Genomic DNA, 22,590 nt, shown 5'->3' with positions numbered 1-22,590 from the left:
CATGACGGCAGGCGAAGGAGCGGGCCGAAAATGGCAGACGTAGGCGTCCGGGCGGCCCGGCGCGAGGATGTGCTCCAGGTTGCGAACGTTCAGGTCCGCGCCTGGCGCTACGGCTATCGGGATTTCCTGCCCGAGGGGCCGCTGGAGCAGATGACCGGTGCGGCGGCCGAGAAGATGTGGCTGCGCCAGTGGGATGAGGCCATCGTCGCCCCGCCCACCTCCCGTCACCGGGTGCTCGTCGCGGTCGAGACCATCCTCGACACCGAGGGCTTCCCCGCGCTGGGCGTCGGCGGCAGCGCCGCGCTCGCCACGCCGCGCGGCGGCGAACGCGTGGTCGGCCTGGCCTCCCACGCCCCCGCCGAAGACCCCGACCTCGACCCGACCGTGGTCTCCGAGATGCTGACGCTGCTGGTCGACCCCGACTTCGTCCGCCGCGGGCACGGCAGCCGCCTGCTCAACGCCACCGTCGACCACCTGCGCGAGGACGGCTACCGCCAGATCGTCACCTGGGCCTTCGCCGACAACTACGCCGTCCTGGGCTTCCTGGAGTCGGCCGGCTGGGGCGAGGACATGGCCGAACGGGTGCTCGACATGGGCCGCCCGATCCGCATGGTCAGGCTCAGCACGGATATCAGCTAGAGGTAGACGAAACATGGCAACTCCTGGTCAGTGGATAGCCGGTGCGCGGCCGCGTACCCTGCCCAACGCCGTCGTCCCCGTCATGGTCGGCACCGGCGTCGCCTTCGGCCTCGGCGCCGTCGGCTGGTGGCAGGCGCTCGTCGCCCTGGCCGTCGCGCTGCTGCTGCAGATCGGCGTCAACTACGCCAACGACTACAGCGACGGCGTGCGCGGCACCGACGACCAGCGGGTCGGCCCGATGCGCCTGGTCGGCTCCAGGGCCGCCACGCCGCGCCAGGTCCTGACCGCCGCCCTGGGCTGCTTCGCCGCCGCCGCGGTGGCCGGCCTGACGCTGGTGATCGCCACCCGCGCGTGGTGGATCCTGCCGGTCGGCGCGGCGGCGATCGCCGCCGCGTGGTTCTACACCGGAGGCAAGCGCCCGTACGGCTACCACGCGCTCGGCGAGCTGTCCGTCTTCGTGTTCTTCGGCGTGGTCCCGGTGGTCGGCACCACCTTCGTCCAGGTGGAGTACCTGTCCGGCCTGGCCTTGGCCGCCTCGGTGCCGGTCGGCCTGCTGTCGTGCTCGATGCTCGTGGTCAACAACCTGCGCGACGTGGTCACCGACGGCCCCGCGGGCAAGAAGACCCTGGCCGTCGTCCTGGGCGCCGAGCGCACCCGCGTGCTCTACGCCGCCTGCCTGGTGCTGCCGTTCGTGATCGTGCTGGCGCTGGTGACGGTCTCGCCGTGGGTGGCGCTGGCGCTGCTGGCCGCACCGCTGGCCATCGCCCCCATCCGTACCGTTCTGGGGGGTGCGGCCGGGCCCGACCTGATCGCCGTCCTCCAGGCGACGGGCAAGCTCCAGCTGGCGTTCGGGCTGCTGTTCTCGATCGGGCTGGCGCTGATCTAGCCGTGCGGGCTCGGATGATCTCTTTGTAGGCCTCGACAAGCGGTGCGGGACAGGCTCGTATGTCCGGATAACTGCCCAGGTCAGCCCCCTTTGGTTCACTGAGGGGGACACCGACCTGGGAGGACCCGATGGAACAACGCGGGATCGAGCTGGTCCCGGCCGGGGAGAGGTATGGCCGCCCGCGTGACCTTCTCTTCCTCTGGACCGGGACGACGATGGGCATCTTCACCCTCGTCTACGGCACCACCATCGTGGCCGCCTTCGGCCTCAACTTCTGGCAGGCCGTGGCCGCCATCGTCGTCGGCAACCTGCTGGCCTTCCCCCTCGTCGGCCTGACCAGCCTCCAGGGCCCGGCCACCGGCACCTCCACCATGGCCGTCTCCCGCGCCGCCTACGGGCCGAAGGGCGCCCGGCTGCTCAGCTTCTTCGGCTGGCTCAACATGGTCGGCTTCGAGGCCGGCGGCATGGTCCTGATCACCTTCGCCGCCCTGTCGCTGCTCGGCCAGGCCGGGGTGGCCACCGAGGGCCTCGGGCTGAAGGTCGCCGTCATCCTGGTCGCCGCCCTCATTCAGCTCGTGCTGCCGCTCATCGGGCACGCCGCGGTGATGAAGGCCCAGAAGTACTTCACCTGGGTCTTCGTCGTCCTCTTCGGGCTCATGGCGATCCTGGTCGGCCCCAAGGTCGACGTGGCGGCGGGCGGCGCCGGCGCGGACTTCACCACGTTCACGGTCGCCGTCGCGCTGATCATGTCGGCCGGCGGCCTGTCCTGGGGACCGCTGGGCGGCGACTACTCGCGCTACCTCCCCGCCGACTCCTCCAAGAAGGCCGTCTTCGGGTACGCCTTCCTCGGCGGCTTCGTGCCGTACGTGCTCCTGATGACCCTCGGCGCGGCCGTCGCCACCGTGGTCAAGGACGCGGCCGACCCGATCTCCGGGCTGCCCGGGGCGCTGCCGTCCTGGTTCGTCGTGCCGTACCTGCTGCTGGCGATCGTCTCGCTGTTCGCGGTCAACACCACCGACCTGTACTCCTCGGGGTTGAACCTGCAGGCCGCCGGCATCAAGGTGAAACGGTGGGTGGCTGTGGTGGCCGACCTCATCCTGTGCGTGATCATCACGTACGTGGCGGTGACGTCGGAGAACTTCAACACGATGCTCAACACCTTCCTCGGCCTGCTGATCATCTGGCTGGCGCCGTGGGCCGGTGTGTACGTCACCGACTGGCTGCGCAGGAAGGGCCGCTACGACGCGCGTGCCCTGTTCGACGAGAGCGCACCCGGCCAGGTCCGCTGGGCGGCGATCATCGCCCAGGTCGCGGGCATGGTGGCCGCTGCCCTCTGGATCAACTCCACCGCGTTCGTCGGATGGATCTCCCAGGCCACCGGCGGCACCGACTTCAGCATCTTCGCCGGGTTCCTGGTGGCCGGGGCGGCCTATGCCGTACTGGATCGCCGGCCCGTTTCCGTTCCTGTTCTTGAGGGGGTTCGATGACACTGCTCGACGTGGCGTACGGCAGGCGGCCGGCTGACACGATCATCACCAACGGCACGCTGGTCAACGTCCTGACGGGCGAAATCTACCCCGCAGAGGTCGGGATATCTCAGGACCGGATCGCCGCCGTCGGGCCCGCCCTCCAGCGCGGTCCGGAGACCCGGGTGATCGACGCCGCGGGCGGGTTCCTGGTGCCCGGCCTGATCGACGGGCACCTGCACATCGAGTGCTCCAAGTTGTCGGTCACCAGCTTCGCCGACCTGGTCGTACCGCTGGGCACGACGAGCGTCGTGTCGGGCCTCGACCAGGTGCTCGTCGTCGAGGGCCTGCCCGGGGTCCGGAAATTTCTGGATGAGTCGAAGAAGACCGGGATGCGGATCTGGTGGGGCGCCCCCGCGAAAGCCCCGTACACCGTGCCCCAGAGCAACGTCGGCTTCACCTTCGGCCCCGACGAGCACCGCGTGGCTCACACCTGGCCCGAGTGCGTGGGCGTGTGGGAGACCGTCCAGGAGATGGTCGAGCACGGCGACCCCGCGGTGATGCAAGCGCTTGAGCTGGCCGAGAAGCACCGGCTGCCGGTCTTCGGCTGCGCCCCGATGTCGGACGCCCGCCGCATCGCGGGCCTGGCCGCCGCCGGCATCCGCCTCGACCACGAGTCGTACTCCCACGGGGAGATGCTGGAGAAGCTGCGCCAGGGTATCTACGCCATTGTGCGTGAATCCTCCGTGGCCCACTTCCTGCAGGAGAACATTCAGGTCGTGAGCAAGGTCGGCGCCCGCAGGGTGGCCTTCTGCACCGACGACGTGCACGCCGCCGACGTCCTGGCCGGCGGGCACATGGACAAGCTGGTACGCATGGCCGTGAAGGCCGGAGTGGACCCGGTCACCGCGATCCAGATGGCCACGGTCAACTGCGCCGAGATGTACCGCATCGACGACAAGGTGGGCAGCATCGCCCCCGGCCGTTTCGCCGACGTGCTGATCGTGGACTCGCTGGAGGACTTCCGCGTCCGCGACGTCGTCGCCGCGGGCAGGCTGGTGGCCCGCGACGGGCGGCTGATCAGCCCGACCGTCCCGCCCGCTCGCGGCCAGGTCACGAAATTTCCGGTCAGGACGGTCACGGCCGACGACTTCGCCCTGCGCAGCGAGCAGGCGGCAGTGGACGTCCTGGCCATCGGCTTCACCGAGCAGGTCTTCGTCCGCAAGCGCCGCGACATCACACTCCCCGTGCTCAACGGCATCGTGGAGCCGAGCGTCGAGAAGGACGCCCTGCTCGTCACCGTCGTGGAGCGCTACGGCAAGACCGGCAACATGCCGGTGGCCGTGGTCAGCGGCATGGGCATCCGCGAAGGCGCCATCGCCACCAGCGCCGCCCCGGACGACAACAACATCATCTGCGTCGGCGCCTCCCGCGCGGACATGGCCCTGGCCGTCAACGCCGTGGCCGAGATGGGCGGCGGCCAGGTGATCGTGGTCGACGGCGAGGTGCGCGAACGGCTCCCGCTCCCCATCGCCGGCATCGTCTCCGACCTGCCCGCCGCCGAGATGGCCGTGGCCGAGCAACGCCTGGACGACCTGGCCCGCGAGCTGGGCTGCGCCCTGCCCTCACCGCTGATGTACCTGTTCTTCCTGTCCATCACCGCGATCCCCGACTACGCCGTGACCGACCTCGGCCTGGTGGATTGCGTCAACCTCGAGGTCGTGGAGGTCATTCAGTGAACGCGTTCATCGCCGGGCTGCCCAAGTGCGAGCTACATCTGCACATCGAGGGGACGCTGGAGCCGGAGCTCAAGTTCGAGCTGGCCCGGCGCAACGGGATCGCGCTGCCGTACGCGGGCGTCGAGGAGATGCGCGCGGCCTACGACTTCGACGACCTGCCCTCGTTCCTCAAGATCTACTACGAGGGTATGGGTGTGCTGCGCACCGAGCCCGACTTCTACGACCTGGCCATGGCCTACCTGCGCAAGGCCGCCTCGCAGAACGTGCGCTACGCGGAGATCTTCTTCGACCCGCAGGCGCACACCTCGCGCGGCGTGCCGTTCGACGTGGTGATCCGGGGCCTGCGCCGGGCGCTCATCGACGCCGAGGCCCAGCTCGACGTGCGGGCGCAGCTCATCATGTGCTTCCTGCGCGACTTCCAGGCCGAGTACGCGATGGCGACGCTGCTGGAGTCGCTGCCCTACAAGGAGTGGATCGTCGGCGTCGGCCTGGACTCCGACGAGAAGGGCAACCCGCCGGCCAAGTTCGCCGCCGTGTACGAGCGCGCCCGCCAGGAGGGCTACCTGCTCACCATGCACTGCGACGTGGACCAGCAGAACTCCGTCGAGCACATCCGCCAGGCGATCCAGGACATCGGCGTCAACCGGATCGACCACGGCGTCAACATCCTGGAGGACCCGAAGCTGGTCGCGGAGGTCTTGGACAAGGGCATCGGCATGACCTCCTGCCCGATCTCCAACGGCTACGTCACCGACTCCATGAAGATCGAGGGCATCCGCAAGCTGCTCGACCTGGGCGTGCGGGTCACGATCAACTCCGACGATCCGGCCTACTTCCTGGGCTACGTGGCCGAGAATCTCGAAGTGCTCAACTTCCCCGACGAGGACCTCAAGCAGTTGCAGCGCAACGCCTTCGAGATCACCTGGCTCCCCCGCCACGTCAAGGACGCCTACATCGCCGAAGTGGACGTCTACGCGCCCTAACGCATGCGCACGGCCAGCATGAAGTCCACCCGCTGGTCCCAGGAGTTGAGCGAGCGGCCGGTCAGCTCCTCGATGCGCTTGAGCCGGTAGCGCAGCGTGTTGACGTGGACGTGCAGGCGTTCCGAGGTCGAGGTCCAGTTGCCCGACTCCTCAAGGAACGCCTGCAACGTCTCCAGCAGATCGGTCTGGTGCGCCCCGTCGTAGGCCTCCAGCGCGCCCAGCAGCCGGGTCCTGAAGGACTTCCGCAGCTCCGCCGGAATCGCCGCCAGCAGCGTGCGGTGGGAACTGACGTCGTCGCCGGTGATCACGCTGATCCGCTCGCCGCTGAGCGCGGCCAGCGAACGCGCGTGCCGGGCCTCCTCGATCAGCCCGCTCAGCGCGGCGGGCCCGGTCGTGACGCTGCTGACGCCGAGCGCGATCCGCCCCTCGCCGCTCAGCCCCGCCTCCAGCCCGCGCGCGCCGGCCATCACGTGCTCGGTCAGCTCCCGCGCGCTGTTGCCCGCCAGCGGGACGAGCGCGATCGCCTCACCGTCCGCGGCTCCGGGCGTGGCGGTCACGATCCCGGGCGCCAGCGGCCGCAACAGCTCATCCAGTACGGCCACGCCCGCGTCCCCCGGCGCCGACAACGCCACCACCAGCAGCCCGTGCTCGGTCTCCACGTGCAACGTGTGCAGGCGGGAGACCACACCGGGCAGGGCCGCGTCCCCCGACTCCAGCAGTTCCAGGAGCTGGTCGAATACGCGCCGCTCGATCCGCTGCGCCGCCTCCAGCCGGGAGCGCTCCAGCGCCACCAGCGCGGCCAGCTCCACGACGAGGTCCTCGTTCTCCCCCTGCGCCTGCTCCCCGGCATAGGCCAGGAACCAGTTGGCGATCCGGTGCGGAGCGCCCTTGCTGATCGGGAAGACCGACAGCCCGCCCACCATCCCCGGCAGGTGGCGCGCGGTCAGGAAGGTGTGGGCCAGCCGCGCCCGTTGCTCATCGGCCAGCGGCTGCGAACCGACGATGACCCGGCCGGTCGGCGACATCACCCAGCACGGCACGTCGAGCTCCCCGGCTACCGCGGTGACGACCTTGGTCAGGCTGCCGCCGTCGACCAGCGTGCTGGCCAGGCGGCGGCGGGAGCCGTACCGCTGACGGGGTGGGGAGCCGAGCTCGGCGATCAGCGCGCGCAGGACGTGCTCGGTGACGTGGCTGAACGGCACCTCGACGGGGAGCGTGAGCAGCGGCAGCCCGGCCTCGGCGCAGGCGTCGACGAGGTCGAGCGGGACGCCCTTGAGTGCGGTGCCGGAGACGAGCGCCGCCACCTCACCCAGAGCTTTCACGAAATGCCGGGATGACTCGGCGCCGGTGTGCCAGGTCAGCTCGGTCAGGACCAGCTCCCCCGGCTTCACGAACCTGCCCGGCTCGGTCAGATCCGTGGTGGACACGCCGCGTACCTGCCGGTCGAGCTGGTCATGCCCGGTCAGCACCTTGAGGTGAAGGTGACGGGCCCGAACCAGCTCCCTCAGCCGCATGGCCAGCCCTCCCGGCGCCAGGCGGCCTCCCAGTACATCCACTCGAACCGGGCCGTCGTCAGCGCCCGGTCGAGGAGCCGCTCGCGGTCGTCGGCGCTCAGGACCAGGCCGTCGAGCAGGTCAAGCGCGCCCGCGACGGTCTCCTGGTAGGACTCGGCGCCGTAGGTCTCGATCCACCAGGCGTAGAGCGGATCGGGCGACGAGCGCCGGAGCAGTGCCTCGCCGACCCTGGCGTAGATCCAGTAGCAGGGCACGATCGCGCCGAGCGCCTCGGGGAAGGTGCCGAGCGAGCAGCTCCTGACCAGGTAGGAGGCGTAGCCGACGGTGGTGGGCGCGGCGGGCAGCTTGCGCGCGTCGGCCTCGTCAAGCCCGAACGCCGCCAGCAGCTCCACCACCAGGCTGTGCTCGACCTCGACCGTCATCGCCGCGTCCCGCGCGAAGCTCTGCACCGAGGACGGCTCCGGCGAACGCGCCGCGCAGGCCGCCTGGGCCCGCGCGTAGTCCGGCAGGAAATGCGCCTCTTGCACGACGTAGTGCCGGAACGCCTCACGCGACAGCGACCCGTCCGTCAGCCCGGCCAGGAACGGATGGGCGAGGATCTGGTCATAGACCCCGCCGACGACCTGCCACACATCATCTCGCAAGCGGCTCACCCGCCCAGGCTATCGGCCCAGGTCGGCGCGCATCACCACCCGGGGCGCGACCTCGATCCCCAGCTCCCGCTCGTGCTCCACGACCTTGCGCGCCTCCGGCCCCCACTCCCGCTCGGGCAGGACCGCGAACCCGTGCCGCTCGTACCAGGGCGCGTTCCACGGCACGTCGCGGAACGTCGTCAACGTCACCGCCGGCGCGCCCGCCGCCCGCGCGTGATCGAGCACCGCCCGCACCAGCCGCCCGCCGATCCCCTGCCGCATCTGACCGGGATGCACCGCGAGCTGGTCGAGGTGCACGTTCCCGTCAACCCACCCGAACATCGCGAACCCCGCCGCCGGCTCGCCCTCCACCAGCACGGTGGAGACGTCGGCGACCTCCTCGACCATCGTCGTCCCCGGCGGAAACTCGATCCCCACCTGCAGGAACAACCCGTCGGCGGCCCGCTCCACCTCGATCAGCCGGGAAAGTTCCCCGGATTCGGCCCATCGCACCATGCCGACACGGTCTCATGTTCCACGACGGTGTGTCGCATGCGTTTAATGTGATGATCGTGTACCCGGCTTGTGCGGAGCCGGGAACCCCCTCCACACGGCGCGCCCGCCCCAACGCGGGCGCGCCGTGTGCCTCTCCTTGAGCACAGCGATGGAGCACAGAGGTCGAGCTCAGAGGTCGAGCAGGGGCTCCAGGCCGACGGTCAGGCCGGGTAGTTCGCGGACCCGGCGGACGCCCAGCAGGACGCCCGGGGTGAAGGCGGCGCGGTTCATCGTGTCGTGGCGGATCGTGAGGATCTCACCGTCGCCGCCCAGCAAGACCTCCTGGTGGGCGATCAGGCCGGCCAGGCGTACCGAGTGGACGTGCACGCCGCCCACGTCGGCGCCGCGCGCGCCGTCCAGCGAGGTGCTGGTCGCGTCGGGCATGCCGGGCAGGCCCGCCTTGGCCCGCGCCTGCGAGACCAGCTCGGCAGTACGGCGCGCGGTGCCCGACGGCGCGTCGGCCTTGTTCGGGTGGTGCAGCTCGACGATCTCGACCGACTCGAAGTAGCGGGCGGCCTGCTGGGCGAAGTGCATCATCAGCACCGCCGCGATGCCGAAGTTCGGCGCGATCAGGCAGTTGGTGCCCGGGAAGCGCTCCAGCCAGCCCCTGACCGTGGCGAGCCGGTCCTCGTCGAACCCGGTCGTTCCCACCACCGGATGCACGCCGTGGGAGATGCACCATTCGAGGTTGCCCATGACCACGTCCGGGTGGGTGAAGTCCACCACCACCTCGGCCCCGGCCAGCCCTTCGATGTCATCGCCCTGGTCGACGGCGGCGACGAGCTCCATGTCGTTGGCCGCCTCGACGGCCTTGCACACCTCGACGCCCACGCGCCCGCGCGCGCCCAATACCCCTACTCTGATCACGCCTCTCACCCTATCCAGCTATCTGTTACGGCAAGCCGGCCACCGCCACCCGCCGCCGTGGGTCTCCGCCGATCGTGGGGATCGCTTCTCACGTCGCACATGGTCCCCGCCGCAACGGCCCACTGTGCCTCGTCCCAGGCGCCGAACCCCACCGCCCGCTGTCGTAGTGCTCCGGCCGCGTGCCGCACAGGCCGGGAACGGCGAAGCCCCGCACTGCCCGGAGAGGGCCGTGCGGGGCTTCGGCGGATGGTCAGGCGATGGCTCGGGCGAAGTCCTTGTCGCCGTACGGGCCGATGACCGCCAGCGTCAGGGGGCGCTTCAGGACGTCGGCGGCCACCGAGGAGATCTCCTCCGGGGTCACCGCGTCGATTCGCGTCAGCACCTCGTCCACGGACATGAGCTCGTCGTAGACCAGTTCGTTCTTGCCGATCCTGGACATCCGGGAGCCCGTGTCCTCCAGGCCGAGGACCAGGCCGCCGCGCATCTGGCCCTTGCCCCTGATGATCTCCTCGGCGGTCAGGCCCTCGTCGATCACGCGGGCCACCTCGTCGCGGCAGATCTGGAGCACGTCGTCGATCTTCGAGGGCAGGCAGCCCACGTAGATCCCGAACTGGCCGGTGTCGGCGTACGCCGAGGTGTAGGAGTACGCCGAGTAGGCCAGCCCGCGCTTCTCCCTGATCTCCTGGAACAGGCGCGACGACATGCCGCCGCCCAGCGCGGCGTTGAGCACGCCCAGGGCGAAGCGGCGGTCGTCGGTGCGCGACATGCCCGTCGTGCCGAGGACCAGGTTGGCCTGCTCGGTCGGACGGTCGATCACGCGTACCTCGGAGCGGGTCGCCGCGCCGGGGCCGCTGGTGCGCGGCGGTGCGCACTCCAGCGAGCCGCCGAGGGCTCCGGCCCGTTCGTAGGCGCGGGCCACCAGCTCCACGACGTGCTCGTGCCGGACGTTGCCCGCCACCGAGACGACGGTGCGCATGGGGCGGTAGTAGCGCTGGTAGTACTCGAGGATGCGCTCCCGGCCCAGGGCGTTGATCGAATCGACCGTGCCCAGGATCGGGCGGCCGATCGGCGAGTCGCCGTACAGGGCGGAGGAGAACTGCTCGTGCACCACGTCCGACGGGTCGTCGTCGTGCATGGCGATCTCTTCGAGGATGACCCCGCGCTCGGACTCGACGTCGTCGGCGGCGATCAGCGAACTGGTCACCACGTCGGAGAGCACGTCGACCGCGAGCGGCAGGTCTTCGTCGAGCACCCGCGCGTAGTAGCACGTGTACTCCTTGGCGGTGAAGGCGTTGATCTCCCCGCCGATGCCCTCGATGGACGCCGAGATCTCCATGGCGTCACGGGTGGGCGTGCCCTTGAACAGCAGGTGCTCAAGGAAGTGGGTCGCCCCGGTGTGCTCGGGGGCCTCGTCACGCGAGCCGATGCCGACCCACATGCCGACCGCGACGGAACGCACGGTCGGCATGGTCTCGGTCACCACGCGCAGCCCACCGGGGAGGACGGTGCGCTGGACTACCCCGGCACCGTCCTTACCGGGATGCAGCGTGGTCGTCGTCACGGGTCCTCCTTCGTCGGCCCCGTGACGCGCGTGCCGTGTCTAATGGTGCCCTCGCTTCGCTCGGTCACGAGTTTCTGTCGTCCTCACCATTGCGAGGGGCGGCGGTGCGGGTCCTGGTGCGGGTACGGCGGGGCTTGTCCTCCCGGGGCCGCTCGTCGGAGTCGCCGGCCGACTCGGCGGGAGCCGCGTCGTCGGAGCCGCCGCCGCCCTCGGCCTTCTCCGCGGCCTCCTTCTCGATGACCTCGACCGGGACCAGGGACAGCTTGCCCCGGCCGTCGATCTCGGCGATCTCGACCTGGATCTTCTCCCCGACGCTCATGACATCCTCGACGTTCTCGATGCGCTTGCCCCCGTGGAGCTTGCGGATCTGCGAGACGTGCAGGAGGCCGTCCTTGCCCGGCATGAGCGAGATGAACGCGCCGAAGGCGGCGATCTTGACGACCGTGCCCAGGTAACGCTCGCCCACCTCGGGCATGTGCGGGTTGGCGATCGCGTTGATCGCCGAACGGGCGGCCTCGGCCGAGGGCCCGTCGGTGGCGCCGATGTAGATCGTGCCGTCGTCCTCGATGGTGATCTCGGCGCCCGTGTCGTCCTGGATCTGGTTGATCATCTTGCCCTTCGGGCCGATGACCTCGCCGATCTTGTCTACGGGGACCTTGATCGTGATGATGCGCGGCGCGGTGGCGTTCATCTCCGCCGGGGAGTCGATCGCCTCCTGCATCACGTCGAGGATGGCCAGGCGGGCGCCCTTGGCCTGCTTGAGCGCGGCGGCCAGCACGGAGGCGGGGATGCCGTCGAGCTTGGTGTCGAGCTGCAGGGCGGTGATGACGTCCTTGGTGCCGGCGACCTTGAAGTCCATGTCGCCCATGGCGTCTTCCGCGCCGAGGATGTCGGTCAGCGTGACGTAGGTGTCACCCTCGCCGATGAGGCCCATCGCGATGCCCGCGACCATCTCGCGCAGCGGCACACCGGCGTCGAGCAGCGACATCGTGGAGGCGCAGACCGAACCCATCGAGGTGGAGCCGTTGGAGCCCAGCGCCTCGGAGACCTGGCGGATCGCGTAGGGGAACTCCTCGCGGGCCGGCAGGACCGGGATGAGCGCCCGCTCGGCGAGCGCGCCGTGGCCGATCTCGCGGCGCTTGGGCGAGCCCACGCGGCCGGTCTCACCGGTGGAGTAGGGCGGGAAGTTGTAGTTGTGCATGTAGCGCTTGGTCCGCTCGGGGTTGAGCGTGTCGATGACCTGCTCCATGCGCAGCATGTTCAGCGTGGTGATGCCCATGATCTGGGTCTCGCCGCGCTCGAACAGCGCCGAGCCGTGCACCCGCGGGATCACGTGGACCTCGGCCGACAGCGCGCGGATGTCCTTGGTGCCGCGGCCGTCGATGCGGATGCCGTCCTTGACGACGCGCTCGCGCATGAGCTTCTTCATGAGCGAGCGGTAGGCGGCCGACAGCTCCTTCTCGCGGCCCTCGAAGGCCTCGGCGAGCTTCTCGACCATGATGCCCTTGACCCGGTCGAGCTCGAGCTCGCGCTCCTGCTTGCCGGCGATGGTGAGCGCGGAGGCCAGCTCGCTCTTGATGGCGCCCTCGACGGCGGTGTAGGCGTCCTCCTGGTAGTCGAGGAAGACGGGATACTCCGCGGTCGCCTTGGCGGCAACCTTGGCGATCTTGTTCTGCGCCTCGCAGAGAACCTTGATGAACGGCTTGGAGGCGTCCAGGCCCTGCGCGATGGTCTCCTCGTTGGGCCCGACGGCGCCTTCGGCGACCAGCTTCAGCGTGTCCTTGGTGGACTCGGCCTCGACCATCATGATCGCGACGTCGCCGTCGTCGAGCACGCGGCCCGCGACGACCATGTCGAACGTGGCCCGCTCCAGCTCGTGGTGCGTCGGGAAGCCGACCCACTGGCCGTCGATCAGCGCGACGCGCACGCCGCCGATCGGACCGGAGAAGGGCAGCCCGGCCAGCTGGGTGGACAGCGAGGCGGCGTTGATGGCGACCACGTCGTACAGGTGCTCGGGGTTGAGCGCCAGGATGGTCGCGACGACCTGGATCTCGTTGCGCAGGCCCTTGACGAACGACGGGCGCAGCGGCCGGTCGATCAGGCGGCAGGTGAGGATGGCGTCCTCGGAGGGACGGCCCTCACGCCGGAAGAACGAGCCGGGGATGCGGCCCGCGGCGTACATGCGCTCCTCGACGTCCACCGTCAGCGGGAAGAAGTCGAGATTGTCCTTGGGATTCTTCGACGCGGTGGTCGCGGACAGGACCATCGTGTCGTTGTCGAGATAAGCGACGGCGGAACCCGCCGCCTGACGCGCGAGGCGGCCGGTCTCGAACCGGATCGTGCGCGTGCCGAATGCGCCGTTGTCTATGACGGCTTCAGCGGTGTGGACACCCTCCACGGGGGACCTCCTTGGTCGGTCGGTCTCCCGCGCCCTCTTTTTCACCGGCACCCTCGTTAGGTGCAGCGCCGGTCTTCGATCGAAGCGCCCGGTTCTTGACCGGAAGCCACTACCGAGGACCGGCCCGCAGGCGTCGCGGGTCGCATGGTGCTTGACGGACGCGGGGGCTCTCAGTGTCTCTGATGTTCAGTTGTCCGGCTCGGCGCGACGCGCCGGGGCCGATATGAGAAGGGAGCGGCCGCTCGGCCGCTCCCTCACCATTCTATCGACGCAGGCCGAGCCGCTCGATGAGCGAACGGTAGCGCTGGATGTCGGTGTTCTGCAGGTACTTCAGCAGGCGGCGCCGGCGACCGACGAGCAGAAGCAGGCCACGACGGCTGTGGTGGTCGTGCTTGTGCGTCTTCAGGTGCTCGGTGAGCTCGCTGATGCGCTTGCTGAGCAGCGCGATCTGCACCTCGGGCGACCCGGTGTCGCCCTCAATGGTCGCGTACTCGGCGATGATTGCCTTCTTGGCAGCGGTGTCGAGGGACACGGCTCTCCTTCAATCTACGGACACGCGGTGAATGGTTCGAATGATGCGAACGACCGTGCGTGCCTACAGTCGCCGCAGCGAAGGCCTCTCAAGGCAGCGCAAGGCGCCGCCGATACAGAGCCGACAACACAGGCTACCACCAGTTGACGGTGTGCGTACTCCGCGTGATCTCACATGCCAAGGTCAGGCCGTGAGCCTGCGGGCTTCGTCCACGTCGGCGTGGATCTGGGCGACCAGCGCCTCGATGGAGTCGAACTTGGTGTTGCCGCGCAGCCTGGCCGCGAAGTCGACCGCGACGTGCGCGCCGTAGAGCTCAAGGTCGTCGCGGTCCAGCGCGTACGCCTCGACGGTGCGCGGCACGCCCTCGAAGGTCGGATTGGTGCCCACCGAGATGGCGGCGGGCCAGCGGCAGCCCTCGTACAGCGCGGGCAGGTTCCCCACGGCCACGCACTGCAGCCAGCCCGCGTACACGCCGTCGGCCGGGATGGCGGTGTGCGGCGGGGTCTCCACGTTGGCGGTGGGGAAGCCGAGCTGGCGCCCGCGCTGGTACCCGCGCACCACCACGCCCTCCACCCGGTGGGGCCGCCCGAGCTCGTGGGCGGAGGTGGCGGCGTCGCCGCCGGCCAGCAGTTCCCTGATCGCGGTCGAGCTGACGCCTTCCACCAGCGGCACGACTTCTACCGAAAAATCGTACTTCTCGCCGAGCGCCCGGAGCGTCTCCACATCACCGGCCGCCTTGTGGCCGAACGCGAAGTTCGCCCCCACCACGACGCTCGCCGCCCGCAGCCGGTCGGCCAGCACCTGCTCGGCGAAGTCGGCCGGGGTCAGCCGCGAGACGTCCAGCGTGAACTCCAGCGTCTCCACCGCGTCGACGCCCAGCTCGGTCAGCAGTTCGGCGCGACGACGCGCGCTCGTCAGCCGGGGCGGATGCGAGCCCGGCCTGACCACCTCCGCGGGGTGCGGCTCGAAGGTCAGGGCGACCGAACGCAGGCCGCGCTCCCCGGCGACCTCGACGGCCCGTGAAACCACCCGCCGGTGCCCGCGGTGCACGCCGTCGAACACGCCGATCGTGACGACGGACCCTCCAGAACGCTGCACGCCCGGCCCCATTCGTATCCCGTGACTCCGTGACGACTTCGGACAGCGACAAGCCTGCCATGCCCGCCGGGACTACCGGCAATCGAGGGGTAACATCGGTCGCACCATGCCTCGATACGCACTGCTGATCCTGCCTGCCTTCAACCGGGTCTACGGTGAGGCCTCCGTCCGTCTGACCCGCTCCGAGCTGGAGGTCTTCGGACTCCGGGCGCTGGAGGGCGAGGTGTCGGGGGTGGAGGAGGCGGTCGTCGGCGGCGTGCCGTACATCTGCTTCGAGACCGCCGCGCCCCTGTCCGGGGGCGACGTGGCGCTGCTGTCGAACCTGTCGTCGGCCTACGCGCTGTTCGGCATGGAGGGCGACCTGCTGCGCCCGCTGACCGTGACCCCGCTCGACCGGCTGAGCAGCGACCTGATCACCATTCAGAAGTACGCGGGCAAGACCAACGAGCACTTCACCAAGCTCCTGCTGAACGTGACCGTGCTCGCCTCCGACTTCGCGCTCGACGGGCATCTGTCGGTGTTCGACCCGATGTGCGGGCGCGGCACCACGCTCAACCAGGCGCTCATGTACGGCTACGACGCCTACGGCATGGACCTGGACACCAAGGACTTCGAGGCGTACTCAGGGTTCCTGAAGAAGTGGCTGCGTGACCGGCGGCTCAAGCACACCGCCGAGACGGTGCCGGTGCGGCGCGAACGCGCGCTGATCGGGCGCCGGTTCAACGTCTCGTTCGCGGCGACCAAGGAGGCGTTCAAGAGCGGCGACACGCAGCGGGTGGGCGTGGCCGGCGCCGACACACTGCGCGGGCGCGACTTCTTCAAGCCGCGCACGTTCGACGTCATCGCCACAGACGCGCCGTACGGCGTGCAGCACGGCAGCCGCAGCGGTGGCGGCGCGTTGTCCAGGAGCCCGCTGGAGCTGATCCGCAAGGCGGTGCCGGTCTGGGCCGAACTGCTGAAGCCCGGGGGCGCGATGGGCATCTCCTGGAACACCTACGGCGGAACCCGCGACGACCTGGCCGCGATCCTGGACGCCAGCGGCCTGGAAGTCCAGAAATTTCCCGACTTCGAACACTGGGTCGACCAGGCCATCGTCCGCGACATCCTGGTCGCCAAAAAGCCCGCCTAACCTGGGCCACCCCTCCCCGAACCGCCCCACGGCCCCACGGCCCCACGGCCCCACGGCCCCACGGCCCCACGGCCCCACGAGGAGCGTGCCTCATCGGCTTGCCCAGGGCCGGGCATACCCGGCACCCACCTGCCCCGGCTCTGCCTCGCCCGAGCAGCTTCCTGCCCTGGAAGCCGGTGGTAAGGCCACCAGGTAGGCGGCGCAGCCCGCCGACAAGCGGCAGGGTGCCCGGTTGGCCGGTTACGTCGGCGCTTGGACCTGACGGCGTGAAGCCGGTGCCGTGGTCGCCAGCTCAACGGTGAAGGCCGCTGAGCCGCGATGAGGCCGGCCGCCGGATGGCGACCGGTTGCGCTGAGCGGTTGGGCTGAGCGGTTGGGGTGAGCGGTTGGGGTGGTGGTTGCGCTGAGCGGTTGGGGTGAGCGGTTGGGGTGGTGGTTGCGCTGAGCGGTTGGGGTGAGCGGTTGGGGTGGTGGTTGCGCTGAGCGGTTGGGGTGGTGGTCGCGCTGAGCGGTTGGGCCGAGCGGTTGGGGTGAGTGGTTGGGAGGGCGTCAGGCGAAGACGGCCAAGGGTTTGGCGCTGTTGCCCTGCTCTTCCACGAGCGCCAGCAGTTCCCCCTCCGGCCCGAACACCCCGATGGGCCCGGCGCCCAACCCCACGGAGGCCACCCGCCCCCCATGCGAGATCACCCGAGCCTGCTCGGCCGTCACGTCCATCCGGGGAAAGGCGGCCGAAACAGCCTCCCCGATCGGCAGCACCACACACGACTCGGCCAACTGCTCGACGGTCCGCGCGAGAGACAGGTCGTAAGGCCCCACCCGGGTACGCCGCAGATACGTGAGATGCCCGCCCACCCCGAGCCCGGCGCCCAGATCCCGGGCCAGCGAGCGGATGTAGGTCCCGGACGAGCACCGCACCGTGGCGTCGACGTCCACGACGTCACCCGAGTACCGCACCCCGGTCACCTCGAACGCGTGCACCGTCACCGGCCGCGCCTTCAGCTCCACGTCCTCACCGGCCCGTGCCCGCTTGTAGGCCCGCTCGCCGTTCACCTTGATCGCGCTGACCTGCGGCGGCACCTGCATGATCGGCCCGCTCAGCGCCGCGACCCCGGCCAGCACCGCCTCCTGGGCCACTCCGGCGGCCGACGCCGTGGTCAGCACCTCGCCCTCGGCGTCGTCGGTGTTGGTCGTGGCGCCCAGCCGGATCGTCGCCTCGTACACCTTCTCGGTCAGCGCCAGGTGCCCCAGCAGCCGGGTCGCCTTCTCCACGCCGATCACCAGCACGCCCGTCGCCATCGGGTCCAGTGTGCCCGCGTGGCCGACTCGCCGGGTGCCGGCGATCCGGCGCAGCTTGCCGACGACGTCGTGCGAGGTCCACTCGGCCGGCTTGTCCACGATGATCAAGCCGCTCTCGGCCATCAAGCCTTCCTCGGAAGTAGTGCCCGGATCCTGTTCATGGTCGTCTCGACGCTGTCGTGGGAGGTGAAGCCGGCCGCACTGCGGTGGCCGCCGCCGCCCAGCGCCGTGCAGATCGCCGCCACGTCCACCGCGCCCTTCGAGCGCGTCGACACCTGCCAGGCCCCCAGGTCGTCCTCCTTGAGAACGACCGCGACCTCGGCCTCGTCGGTGCGCCTGATCACGTCGATGATGGCCTCCACCTCCTCGTACGGCAGCCCGTACGAGGCCCGGTCGAGGTGGGTGACCGACGTCCAGACCAGCCCGTCCTCCAGCGTGACCCGGTCGAGGGCGGCCGCGAGCACCTTGAGATAGCCGAACGGCGAGCGGTCCCACAGCTCCCGCGCGATCTCGTCGGTCCGCAGCCCGGTCGCCACGAGCCTGGCCGCCATCTCGTGCGCCGCGGGGGTGGTCGAGGAGTGGCGGAAGGAGCCGGTGTCGGTCACCAGCCCGGCGTACAGGCACGTCGCGACGTCGCGGTCGAGCGTGCCGCCGAGCCGGTAGATGAGCTGCTCGGCCAGTACGGCGGTCGCCGCCACGTCGGGGTCGATGAGGCTGACCGTGCCGAACCCGGTGTTGGACGGGTGATGGTCGATCACCACGACCTCGCGCGCCTTGCCGGCGTTGGCGGACAGCAGCCCCAGCCGGTCGAGCGTGGACGAGTCGAACGTGATCATCAGCTCGGGCTCGGCGGGAAAGGCGGCGGGCGGCACCAGCAGGTCCTGGCCGGGCAGGAAGCGCAGCAGCCTCGGCACCGAGAACCGCCGGTCGCCGAAGGAGGCCACGACCTTCTTGCCCAGCGAACGCAGCACGGCGCCGACGGCCAGCATCGAGCCGAGCGCGTCCCCGTCGGGCGAGACGTGGCAGGCCAGAGCCACCTCGTCGGCCTGCTCGATGAGCGTGAGCACCCGGGTCCAGGCCGTCTCCCCCACGGCCTGGTGACCGGGACGCTCCGCCGTACCGTCATCGGGAGGAGGAGCCGGGGGCGGGGCCCCCGGGCGGTCCGTCCTGTCACGCACGTCGGGCGTCATGTCGTCGGGTGCCCTGCGCGGCCAGAGGGCTCGTCCTCTTCCTCGTCCTCCGCGTCGGGCTTCTTGTAGGGGTCGGGTTCGCCGGCGTAGGCGGCGTTCTCGGCCTGGCGGGCCAGTTCCTGGTCCTTGGCACGGGCGGCGTTGATCAGGTCGTCGAGCTGACGGGCGCTGTCGGGCAGCGGGTCGTGCTTGAACGTCAGCGTCGGCGTGAAGCGCACGCCGGTCTGCTTGCCGACCTCCGAGCGGATGATGCCCTTGGCGCTCTCCAGCGCCGCGGCGCTGTCGGCCCGCTCGGCCTCGGAGCCGAAGACCGTGTAGAAGACCGTGGCCTCGCGCAGGTCGGCGGTGATCCGCGTGTCGGTCACGGTCACGAAGCCGAGGCGTGGGTCCTTGATCCGCCGCTCCAGCATCTCGGCGACGATCTGCTGGATGCGGTCGGCGAGCTTACGCGCTCGTGCGGCGTCGACCATGTCAGTCCCCCTTTGTCTTACTCTTCGTCGTTGTAGATCCGCTGCCGGGCGGACAGCAGCTCGATCTCAGGGCGGTAGGCCACCAGCCGTTCGCAGGCGTCCAGCACCTCTTTGCAGTTGCCGGCGGAGGCGGAGACGACGGCGATGCCGATCTCCGCGCGCCGGTGCAGGTCGAGGTGGCCGGTCTCGGCCGCGGCGGCACTGGGGTAGCGCCGCAGAACCTCGGCGACCAGGGGCCGCACGACAGATCGCTTCTGCTTCAGCGAACGCACGTCGCCGAGCAGGATGTCCAGGGTCAGAGCACCCACATACATCGTTGGCAACCACCGCTTCGCTCGAGTTCAGAACGCGCGTCCGGCTCCGCTGCGGTGGAAAAGCCCGCCGGGCGCGCGAGAGGCGCCCGGCGGATGGTCCGCCGGGCGCCCGGCCGCGTGTTACGCGCGCGGCTTCTCCCGCATCTCGAACGTCTCGATGACGTCGTCGAGCTTGATGTCGTTGTAGCCGACACCGATACCGCACTCGAAGCCCTCGCGGACCTCGGTCGCGTCGTCCTTGAAGCGGCGCAGCGACGACACCGTGAGGTTGTCGGCGACCACGACACCGTCGCGGATGATCCTGGCCTTGCTGTTGCGGACGATGACGCCCGAACGGACCAGCGAACCGGCGACGTTGCCGATCTTCGGCACCTTGAAGACCTCGCGGACTTCGGCGGTGCCCATCTGCACCTCTTCGAACTCGGGCTTGAGCATGCCCTTGAGCGCCGCTTCGATCTCCTCGATCGCCTGGTAGATGACCGAGTAGTAGCGGATGTCGACGCCCTCGCGCTCGGCGAGGTCGCGCGCCCGGGGCTCAGGCCGGACGTTGAAGCCGATGATGACCGCGTTGTCGTCGGCCACGGCCAGGTTGACGTCGTACTCGGTGATGGCGCCGACGGCGCGGTGCAGGACACGGAGCCTGACCTCGTCGCCAACGTCGATCTTGAGCAGGGCGTCTTCCAGGGCCTCCACCGAACCGGACACGTCACCCTTGATGATGAGCTTGAGCTCGTCGACGCGACCCTTCTCAAGGTCACTGAAGAGCTCTTCGAGGGTACGGCGGCGCGAGGACTTGGCCATGTCGGCGCTGCGCTTGCGCGCGGCCCGCTGCTGGGCGATCTGGCGAGCCATCCGGTCGTCGGTGACCACGATGAAGTTGTCACCGGCGCTCGGCACGGCCGTCAGACCCATGACCAGGACCGGACGCGACGGGTCGGCCTCTTCGACCGGCTCCATGTTGTCGTCGAGCAGCGCCCGGACGCGGCCGAAGGCCTCGCCGCAGACGATGGAGTCGCCGACGCGCAGCGTGCCGCGCTGGACCAGGACGGTCGCCACCGGACCGCGCCCCTTGTCGAGGTGCGCTTCGATCGCGATGCCCTGAGCGTCCATCGTCGGGTTGGCGCGCAGGTCGAGCTCGGCGTCGGCGGTCAGGATGATCGCCTCGAGGAGCTGGTCGATCCCGGTGCCGTTCTTGGCGGAGATGTCCACGAACAGCGTCGAGCCGCCGTACTCCTCCGCCACCAGGCCGTACTCGGTGAGCTGGGCACGGACCTTGTTGGGGTCGGCGCCCTCCTTGTCGACCTTGTTGACCGCGACCACGATCGGCACGTCCGCCGCCTGGGCGTGGTTGAGCGCCTCGATGGTCTGCGGCTTCACACCGTCGTCGGCCGCGACCACCAGCACCGCGATGTCGGTGGCCTTGGCACCACGGGCACGCATGGCGGTGAACGCCTCGTGACCCGGGGTGTCGATGAAGGTGATCTTCCGGTCTTCGCCCTCGTGCGTGGCCCCGACCTGGTAGGCACCGATGTGCTGGGTGATGCCACCGGCCTCGCGGGCCACCATGTTGGTCTTGCGGATGGCGTCGAGCAGCTTCGTCTTACCGTGGTCGACGTGACCCATGACGGTCACGACCGGCGGACGCGCGGCCAGGTCGGCCTCGTCGCCCTCGTCCTCGCCGAACTCGATGTCGAAGGCCTCGAGGATCTCGCGATCCTCCTCCTCCGGGCTGACGACCTGGATGTTGTAGTCCAGTTCCTGGCCCAGAAGCTGCAGGGCGTCCTCGTTGACCGACTGCGTCGCGGTCACCATCTCGCCCAGGTGCAGCATGATCTGCACGAGCGAGGCGGGGTTCGCGCCGATGCGGTCGGCGAAGTCGGACAGCGACGCACCGCGCGGAAGGCGGATCGTCGCACCGTTGCCACGAGCGACCTGCACGCCGCCGATCGCCGGCGCCGACATGTTGTCGAACTCCTGGCGCCTCTGCCGCTTGGACTTGCGCCCACGCGTGGGACGGCCACCGGGACGGCCGAAGGCGCCGGCGGTGCCGCCACCACGACCGCGGCCACCGCCGCCGGGACGACCGGCGAAACCGCCGCCACCGCCACCGGGACCACCGGTGCCCGTGCGCGGACCGGCGCCGCCGCCACCACCGGGACGACCGGCGAAACCGCCGCCGCCACCGGGACGACCGCCGCCGCCACCAGGACGACCGCCACCGCCGCCACCGCCACCGGGACGACCGCCGCCGCCACCGGGGCGACCGCCGCCGCCACCGCCGCCACCACCGGGACCGGCGGGACGACCCTGCGGCATCATCATCGGGTTGGGACGCGGACCACCGGGACGCGGGCCACCGGCGCCGGGACCCGGACGCGGGCCGGCCGCACCGGGCGGGCCGGGACGCGGACCCGCGGCGCCCGCGGGACCGGGACGGCCCTGCGGCGGACGCGGACCCGCGCCATCGCGCGGCGGACCGTCACGACGGTCGCGCGGGCCACCCTGGCCACCGTCGCGGCCGGGGCGGTCGCCACCGGGACGCGGCGGACGGGACTGGCCCATGCCGCTGGCGTTGGACGAGAACGGGTTGTTGCCGGGGCGCGGGCCGCGCGGACCCGGCTTGGGGCCACCGGGACCCGGACGCGGGCCGCCGCCGGACTGGGCGCCGGGACGCGGGCCGGACTGACGGTCGCCGCCGGACTGACGGTCACCGCCGGAAGGACGCTCGCCACCGCGCTCGCCACCGGATCCACCGGGACGGGACGCGGGACCGGGCTTCGGCCCGCCGGGCCCGGGACGGGCGGCGGGACCGGGGCGCGGGCCGGGAGCCGGCCGCGAGCCGGAACCGGAGGGCCCGCTCGGGGTGCTCGGAGCACTCGGGGCGCTCGGGGCACTGGTGCCGCTGTCGAAATGCGCCTGCGGAGCCTCGGAGCGCGGAGCTTCGGGCTGCGGCTGGTGCGGCATCGGAACCGGACCGGGGCGCGGGCCCGGCTTGGGAGCCGGACCAGGCTTGGGCCCCGGACGCGGGGCGGATGGAATCGGCGACTCGGCGCCGTTGCCGGCTTGGCTGTCAGCCGGCCGAGGAGCAGCCCTTGGCGGCTGCGGCTTGTTGGACGACGAACCGCCGCCCTTACTGGACCCACCCTTCGATGCGCCCAGAGCTTCGGTGAGCCTGCGGACCACCGGCGCCTCGATGGTGGAGGACGCCGAACGGACGAACTCCCCCATCTCCTGGAGCTTGGCCATGACGACCTTGCTCTCGACGCCGAACTCCTTAGCGAGCTCGTATACCCGGACCTTCGCCACTGCACTCCCTTACTGG

The 22,590-nt window shown here is 70.4% G+C and carries 19 protein-coding genes; 6 read left to right on the top strand and 13 right to left on the bottom strand.

The genetic code is table 11. From position 1 onward, the window contains the following. Window positions 1-30: 30 nt before the first annotated feature. From ACIBI5_RS18690 to add, 5 genes are all read left to right on the top strand, one after another. On the top strand, window positions 31-639 hold the full coding sequence (locus ACIBI5_RS18690; RefSeq protein WP_184966975.1) for a GNAT family N-acetyltransferase: 609 nt from the start codon (window positions 31-33) through the stop codon (window positions 637-639). A 13-nt stretch (window positions 640-652) separates the two neighbouring features. Then, window positions 653-1,525 carry a 1,4-dihydroxy-2-naphthoate polyprenyltransferase gene (locus tag ACIBI5_RS18685; RefSeq protein ID WP_397248274.1) on the top strand — a complete coding sequence of 291 codons (873 nt, stop codon included), beginning with the start codon at window positions 653-655 and terminating at the stop codon, window positions 1,523-1,525. A 128-nt stretch (window positions 1,526-1,653) separates the two neighbouring features. Then, window positions 1,654-3,012 (top strand): purine-cytosine permease family protein, encoded by a 1,359-nt coding sequence (locus tag ACIBI5_RS18680; protein ID WP_397248272.1) that lies wholly within the window; start codon window positions 1,654-1,656, stop codon window positions 3,010-3,012. Continuing rightward, window positions 3,009-4,730, top strand: a complete 1,722-nt coding sequence (locus ACIBI5_RS18675; RefSeq protein WP_397248270.1) for an adenine deaminase — start codon at window positions 3,009-3,011, stop codon at window positions 4,728-4,730. The genes ACIBI5_RS18680 and ACIBI5_RS18675 overlap by 4 nt, the downstream gene beginning before the upstream one ends. Beyond that, window positions 4,727-5,713 carry an adenosine deaminase gene (gene add / locus ACIBI5_RS18670; protein WP_379635667.1) on the top strand — a complete coding sequence of 329 codons (987 nt, stop codon included), beginning with the start codon at window positions 4,727-4,729 and terminating at the stop codon, window positions 5,711-5,713. Before ACIBI5_RS18675 ends, add begins: the two co-directional genes overlap by 4 nt. On the opposite strand, the gene ACIBI5_RS18665 is transcribed toward add, so the two are convergent. The 8 genes from ACIBI5_RS18665 to ACIBI5_RS18630 all read right to left on the bottom strand — a co-directional run bounded on the left by ACIBI5_RS18665 (window position 5,710) and on the right by ACIBI5_RS18630 (window position 14,882). Continuing rightward, window positions 5,710-7,227, bottom strand: coding sequence for a PucR family transcriptional regulator (locus ACIBI5_RS18665; protein WP_397248268.1), 1,518 nt, complete (start codon window positions 7,225-7,227; stop codon window positions 5,710-5,712). The two genes, add and ACIBI5_RS18665, sit on opposite strands and share 4 nt — an antisense overlap. Continuing rightward, complete coding sequence (locus tag ACIBI5_RS18660; RefSeq protein WP_397248266.1) at window positions 7,218-7,880, bottom strand: TenA family protein; 663 nt, start codon at window positions 7,878-7,880, stop codon at window positions 7,218-7,220. The genes ACIBI5_RS18665 and ACIBI5_RS18660 overlap by 10 nt, the downstream gene beginning before the upstream one ends. Window positions 7,881-7,889: 9 nt before the next feature. Further along, window positions 7,890-8,375 carry a GNAT family N-acetyltransferase gene (locus ACIBI5_RS18655; protein ID WP_397248264.1) on the bottom strand — a complete coding sequence of 162 codons (486 nt, stop codon included), beginning with the start codon at window positions 8,373-8,375 and terminating at the stop codon, window positions 7,890-7,892. A 168-nt stretch (window positions 8,376-8,543) separates the two neighbouring features. Next, the gene (dapB, locus tag ACIBI5_RS18650) at window positions 8,544-9,281 is read right to left on the bottom strand and encodes a 4-hydroxy-tetrahydrodipicolinate reductase (RefSeq protein ID WP_397248262.1); all 738 of its coding nucleotides are present in this window, start codon (window positions 9,279-9,281) and stop codon (window positions 8,544-8,546) included. A 250-nt stretch (window positions 9,282-9,531) separates the two neighbouring features. After that, window positions 9,532-10,842: a M16 family metallopeptidase gene (locus ACIBI5_RS18645; RefSeq protein ID WP_397248260.1), complete on the bottom strand. Its 1,311-nt coding sequence runs from the start codon at window positions 10,840-10,842 to the stop codon at window positions 9,532-9,534. A 64-nt stretch (window positions 10,843-10,906) separates the two neighbouring features. After that, the gene (locus ACIBI5_RS18640) at window positions 10,907-13,240 is read right to left on the bottom strand and encodes a polyribonucleotide nucleotidyltransferase (RefSeq protein ID WP_397248258.1); all 2,334 of its coding nucleotides are present in this window, start codon (window positions 13,238-13,240) and stop codon (window positions 10,907-10,909) included. Between the two features lie 262 nt (window positions 13,241-13,502). Then, on the bottom strand, window positions 13,503-13,772 hold the full coding sequence (rpsO, locus tag ACIBI5_RS18635) for a 30S ribosomal protein S15 (protein ID WP_184966993.1): 270 nt from the start codon (window positions 13,770-13,772) through the stop codon (window positions 13,503-13,505). A 183-nt stretch (window positions 13,773-13,955) separates the two neighbouring features. Continuing rightward, window positions 13,956-14,882: a bifunctional riboflavin kinase/FAD synthetase gene (locus ACIBI5_RS18630; protein ID WP_397248256.1), complete on the bottom strand. Its 927-nt coding sequence runs from the start codon at window positions 14,880-14,882 to the stop codon at window positions 13,956-13,958. Between the two features lie 94 nt (window positions 14,883-14,976). Between ACIBI5_RS18630 and ACIBI5_RS18625 the strand changes: the two genes are divergently transcribed. Beyond that, the gene (locus ACIBI5_RS18625; RefSeq protein ID WP_397248254.1) at window positions 14,977-15,999 is read left to right on the top strand and encodes a TRM11 family SAM-dependent methyltransferase; all 1,023 of its coding nucleotides are present in this window, start codon (window positions 14,977-14,979) and stop codon (window positions 15,997-15,999) included. Window positions 16,000-16,547: 548 nt separating this feature from the next. Here ACIBI5_RS18625 and truB read toward each other — a convergent pair. The 5 genes from truB to infB all read right to left on the bottom strand — a co-directional run bounded on the left by truB (window position 16,548) and on the right by infB (window position 22,574). Next, entirely contained in the window at window positions 16,548-17,417 is an 870-nt protein-coding gene (gene truB / locus ACIBI5_RS18620; RefSeq protein ID WP_397248253.1) for a tRNA pseudouridine(55) synthase TruB, read from the bottom strand. Next, complete coding sequence (locus tag ACIBI5_RS18615; protein ID WP_397248251.1) at window positions 17,417-18,472, bottom strand: bifunctional oligoribonuclease/PAP phosphatase NrnA; 1,056 nt, start codon at window positions 18,470-18,472, stop codon at window positions 17,417-17,419. The genes truB and ACIBI5_RS18615 overlap by 1 nt, the downstream gene beginning before the upstream one ends. Window positions 18,473-18,480: 8 nt before the next feature. Beyond that, window positions 18,481-18,954, bottom strand: a complete 474-nt coding sequence (gene rbfA / locus ACIBI5_RS18610) for a 30S ribosome-binding factor RbfA (RefSeq protein WP_379618097.1) — start codon at window positions 18,952-18,954, stop codon at window positions 18,481-18,483. A gap of 17 nt (window positions 18,955-18,971) precedes the next feature. Beyond that, window positions 18,972-19,268, bottom strand: a complete 297-nt coding sequence (locus tag ACIBI5_RS18605) for a DUF503 domain-containing protein (RefSeq protein ID WP_379618095.1) — start codon at window positions 19,266-19,268, stop codon at window positions 18,972-18,974. Window positions 19,269-19,388: 120 nt separating this feature from the next. Next, window positions 19,389-22,574: a translation initiation factor IF-2 gene (infB, locus tag ACIBI5_RS18600; RefSeq protein WP_397248249.1), complete on the bottom strand. Its 3,186-nt coding sequence runs from the start codon at window positions 22,572-22,574 to the stop codon at window positions 19,389-19,391. Window positions 22,575-22,590 lie beyond the last annotated feature (16 nt).

It is taken from the genome of Nonomuraea sp. NPDC050540 (assembly GCF_044457485.1).
Taxonomy (GTDB): Bacteria; Actinomycetota; Actinomycetes; order Streptosporangiales; family Streptosporangiaceae; genus Nonomuraea.
Note: the sequence above shows the minus strand (reverse complement) of the source record. Positions and strands in the feature narration are given on the sequence as shown.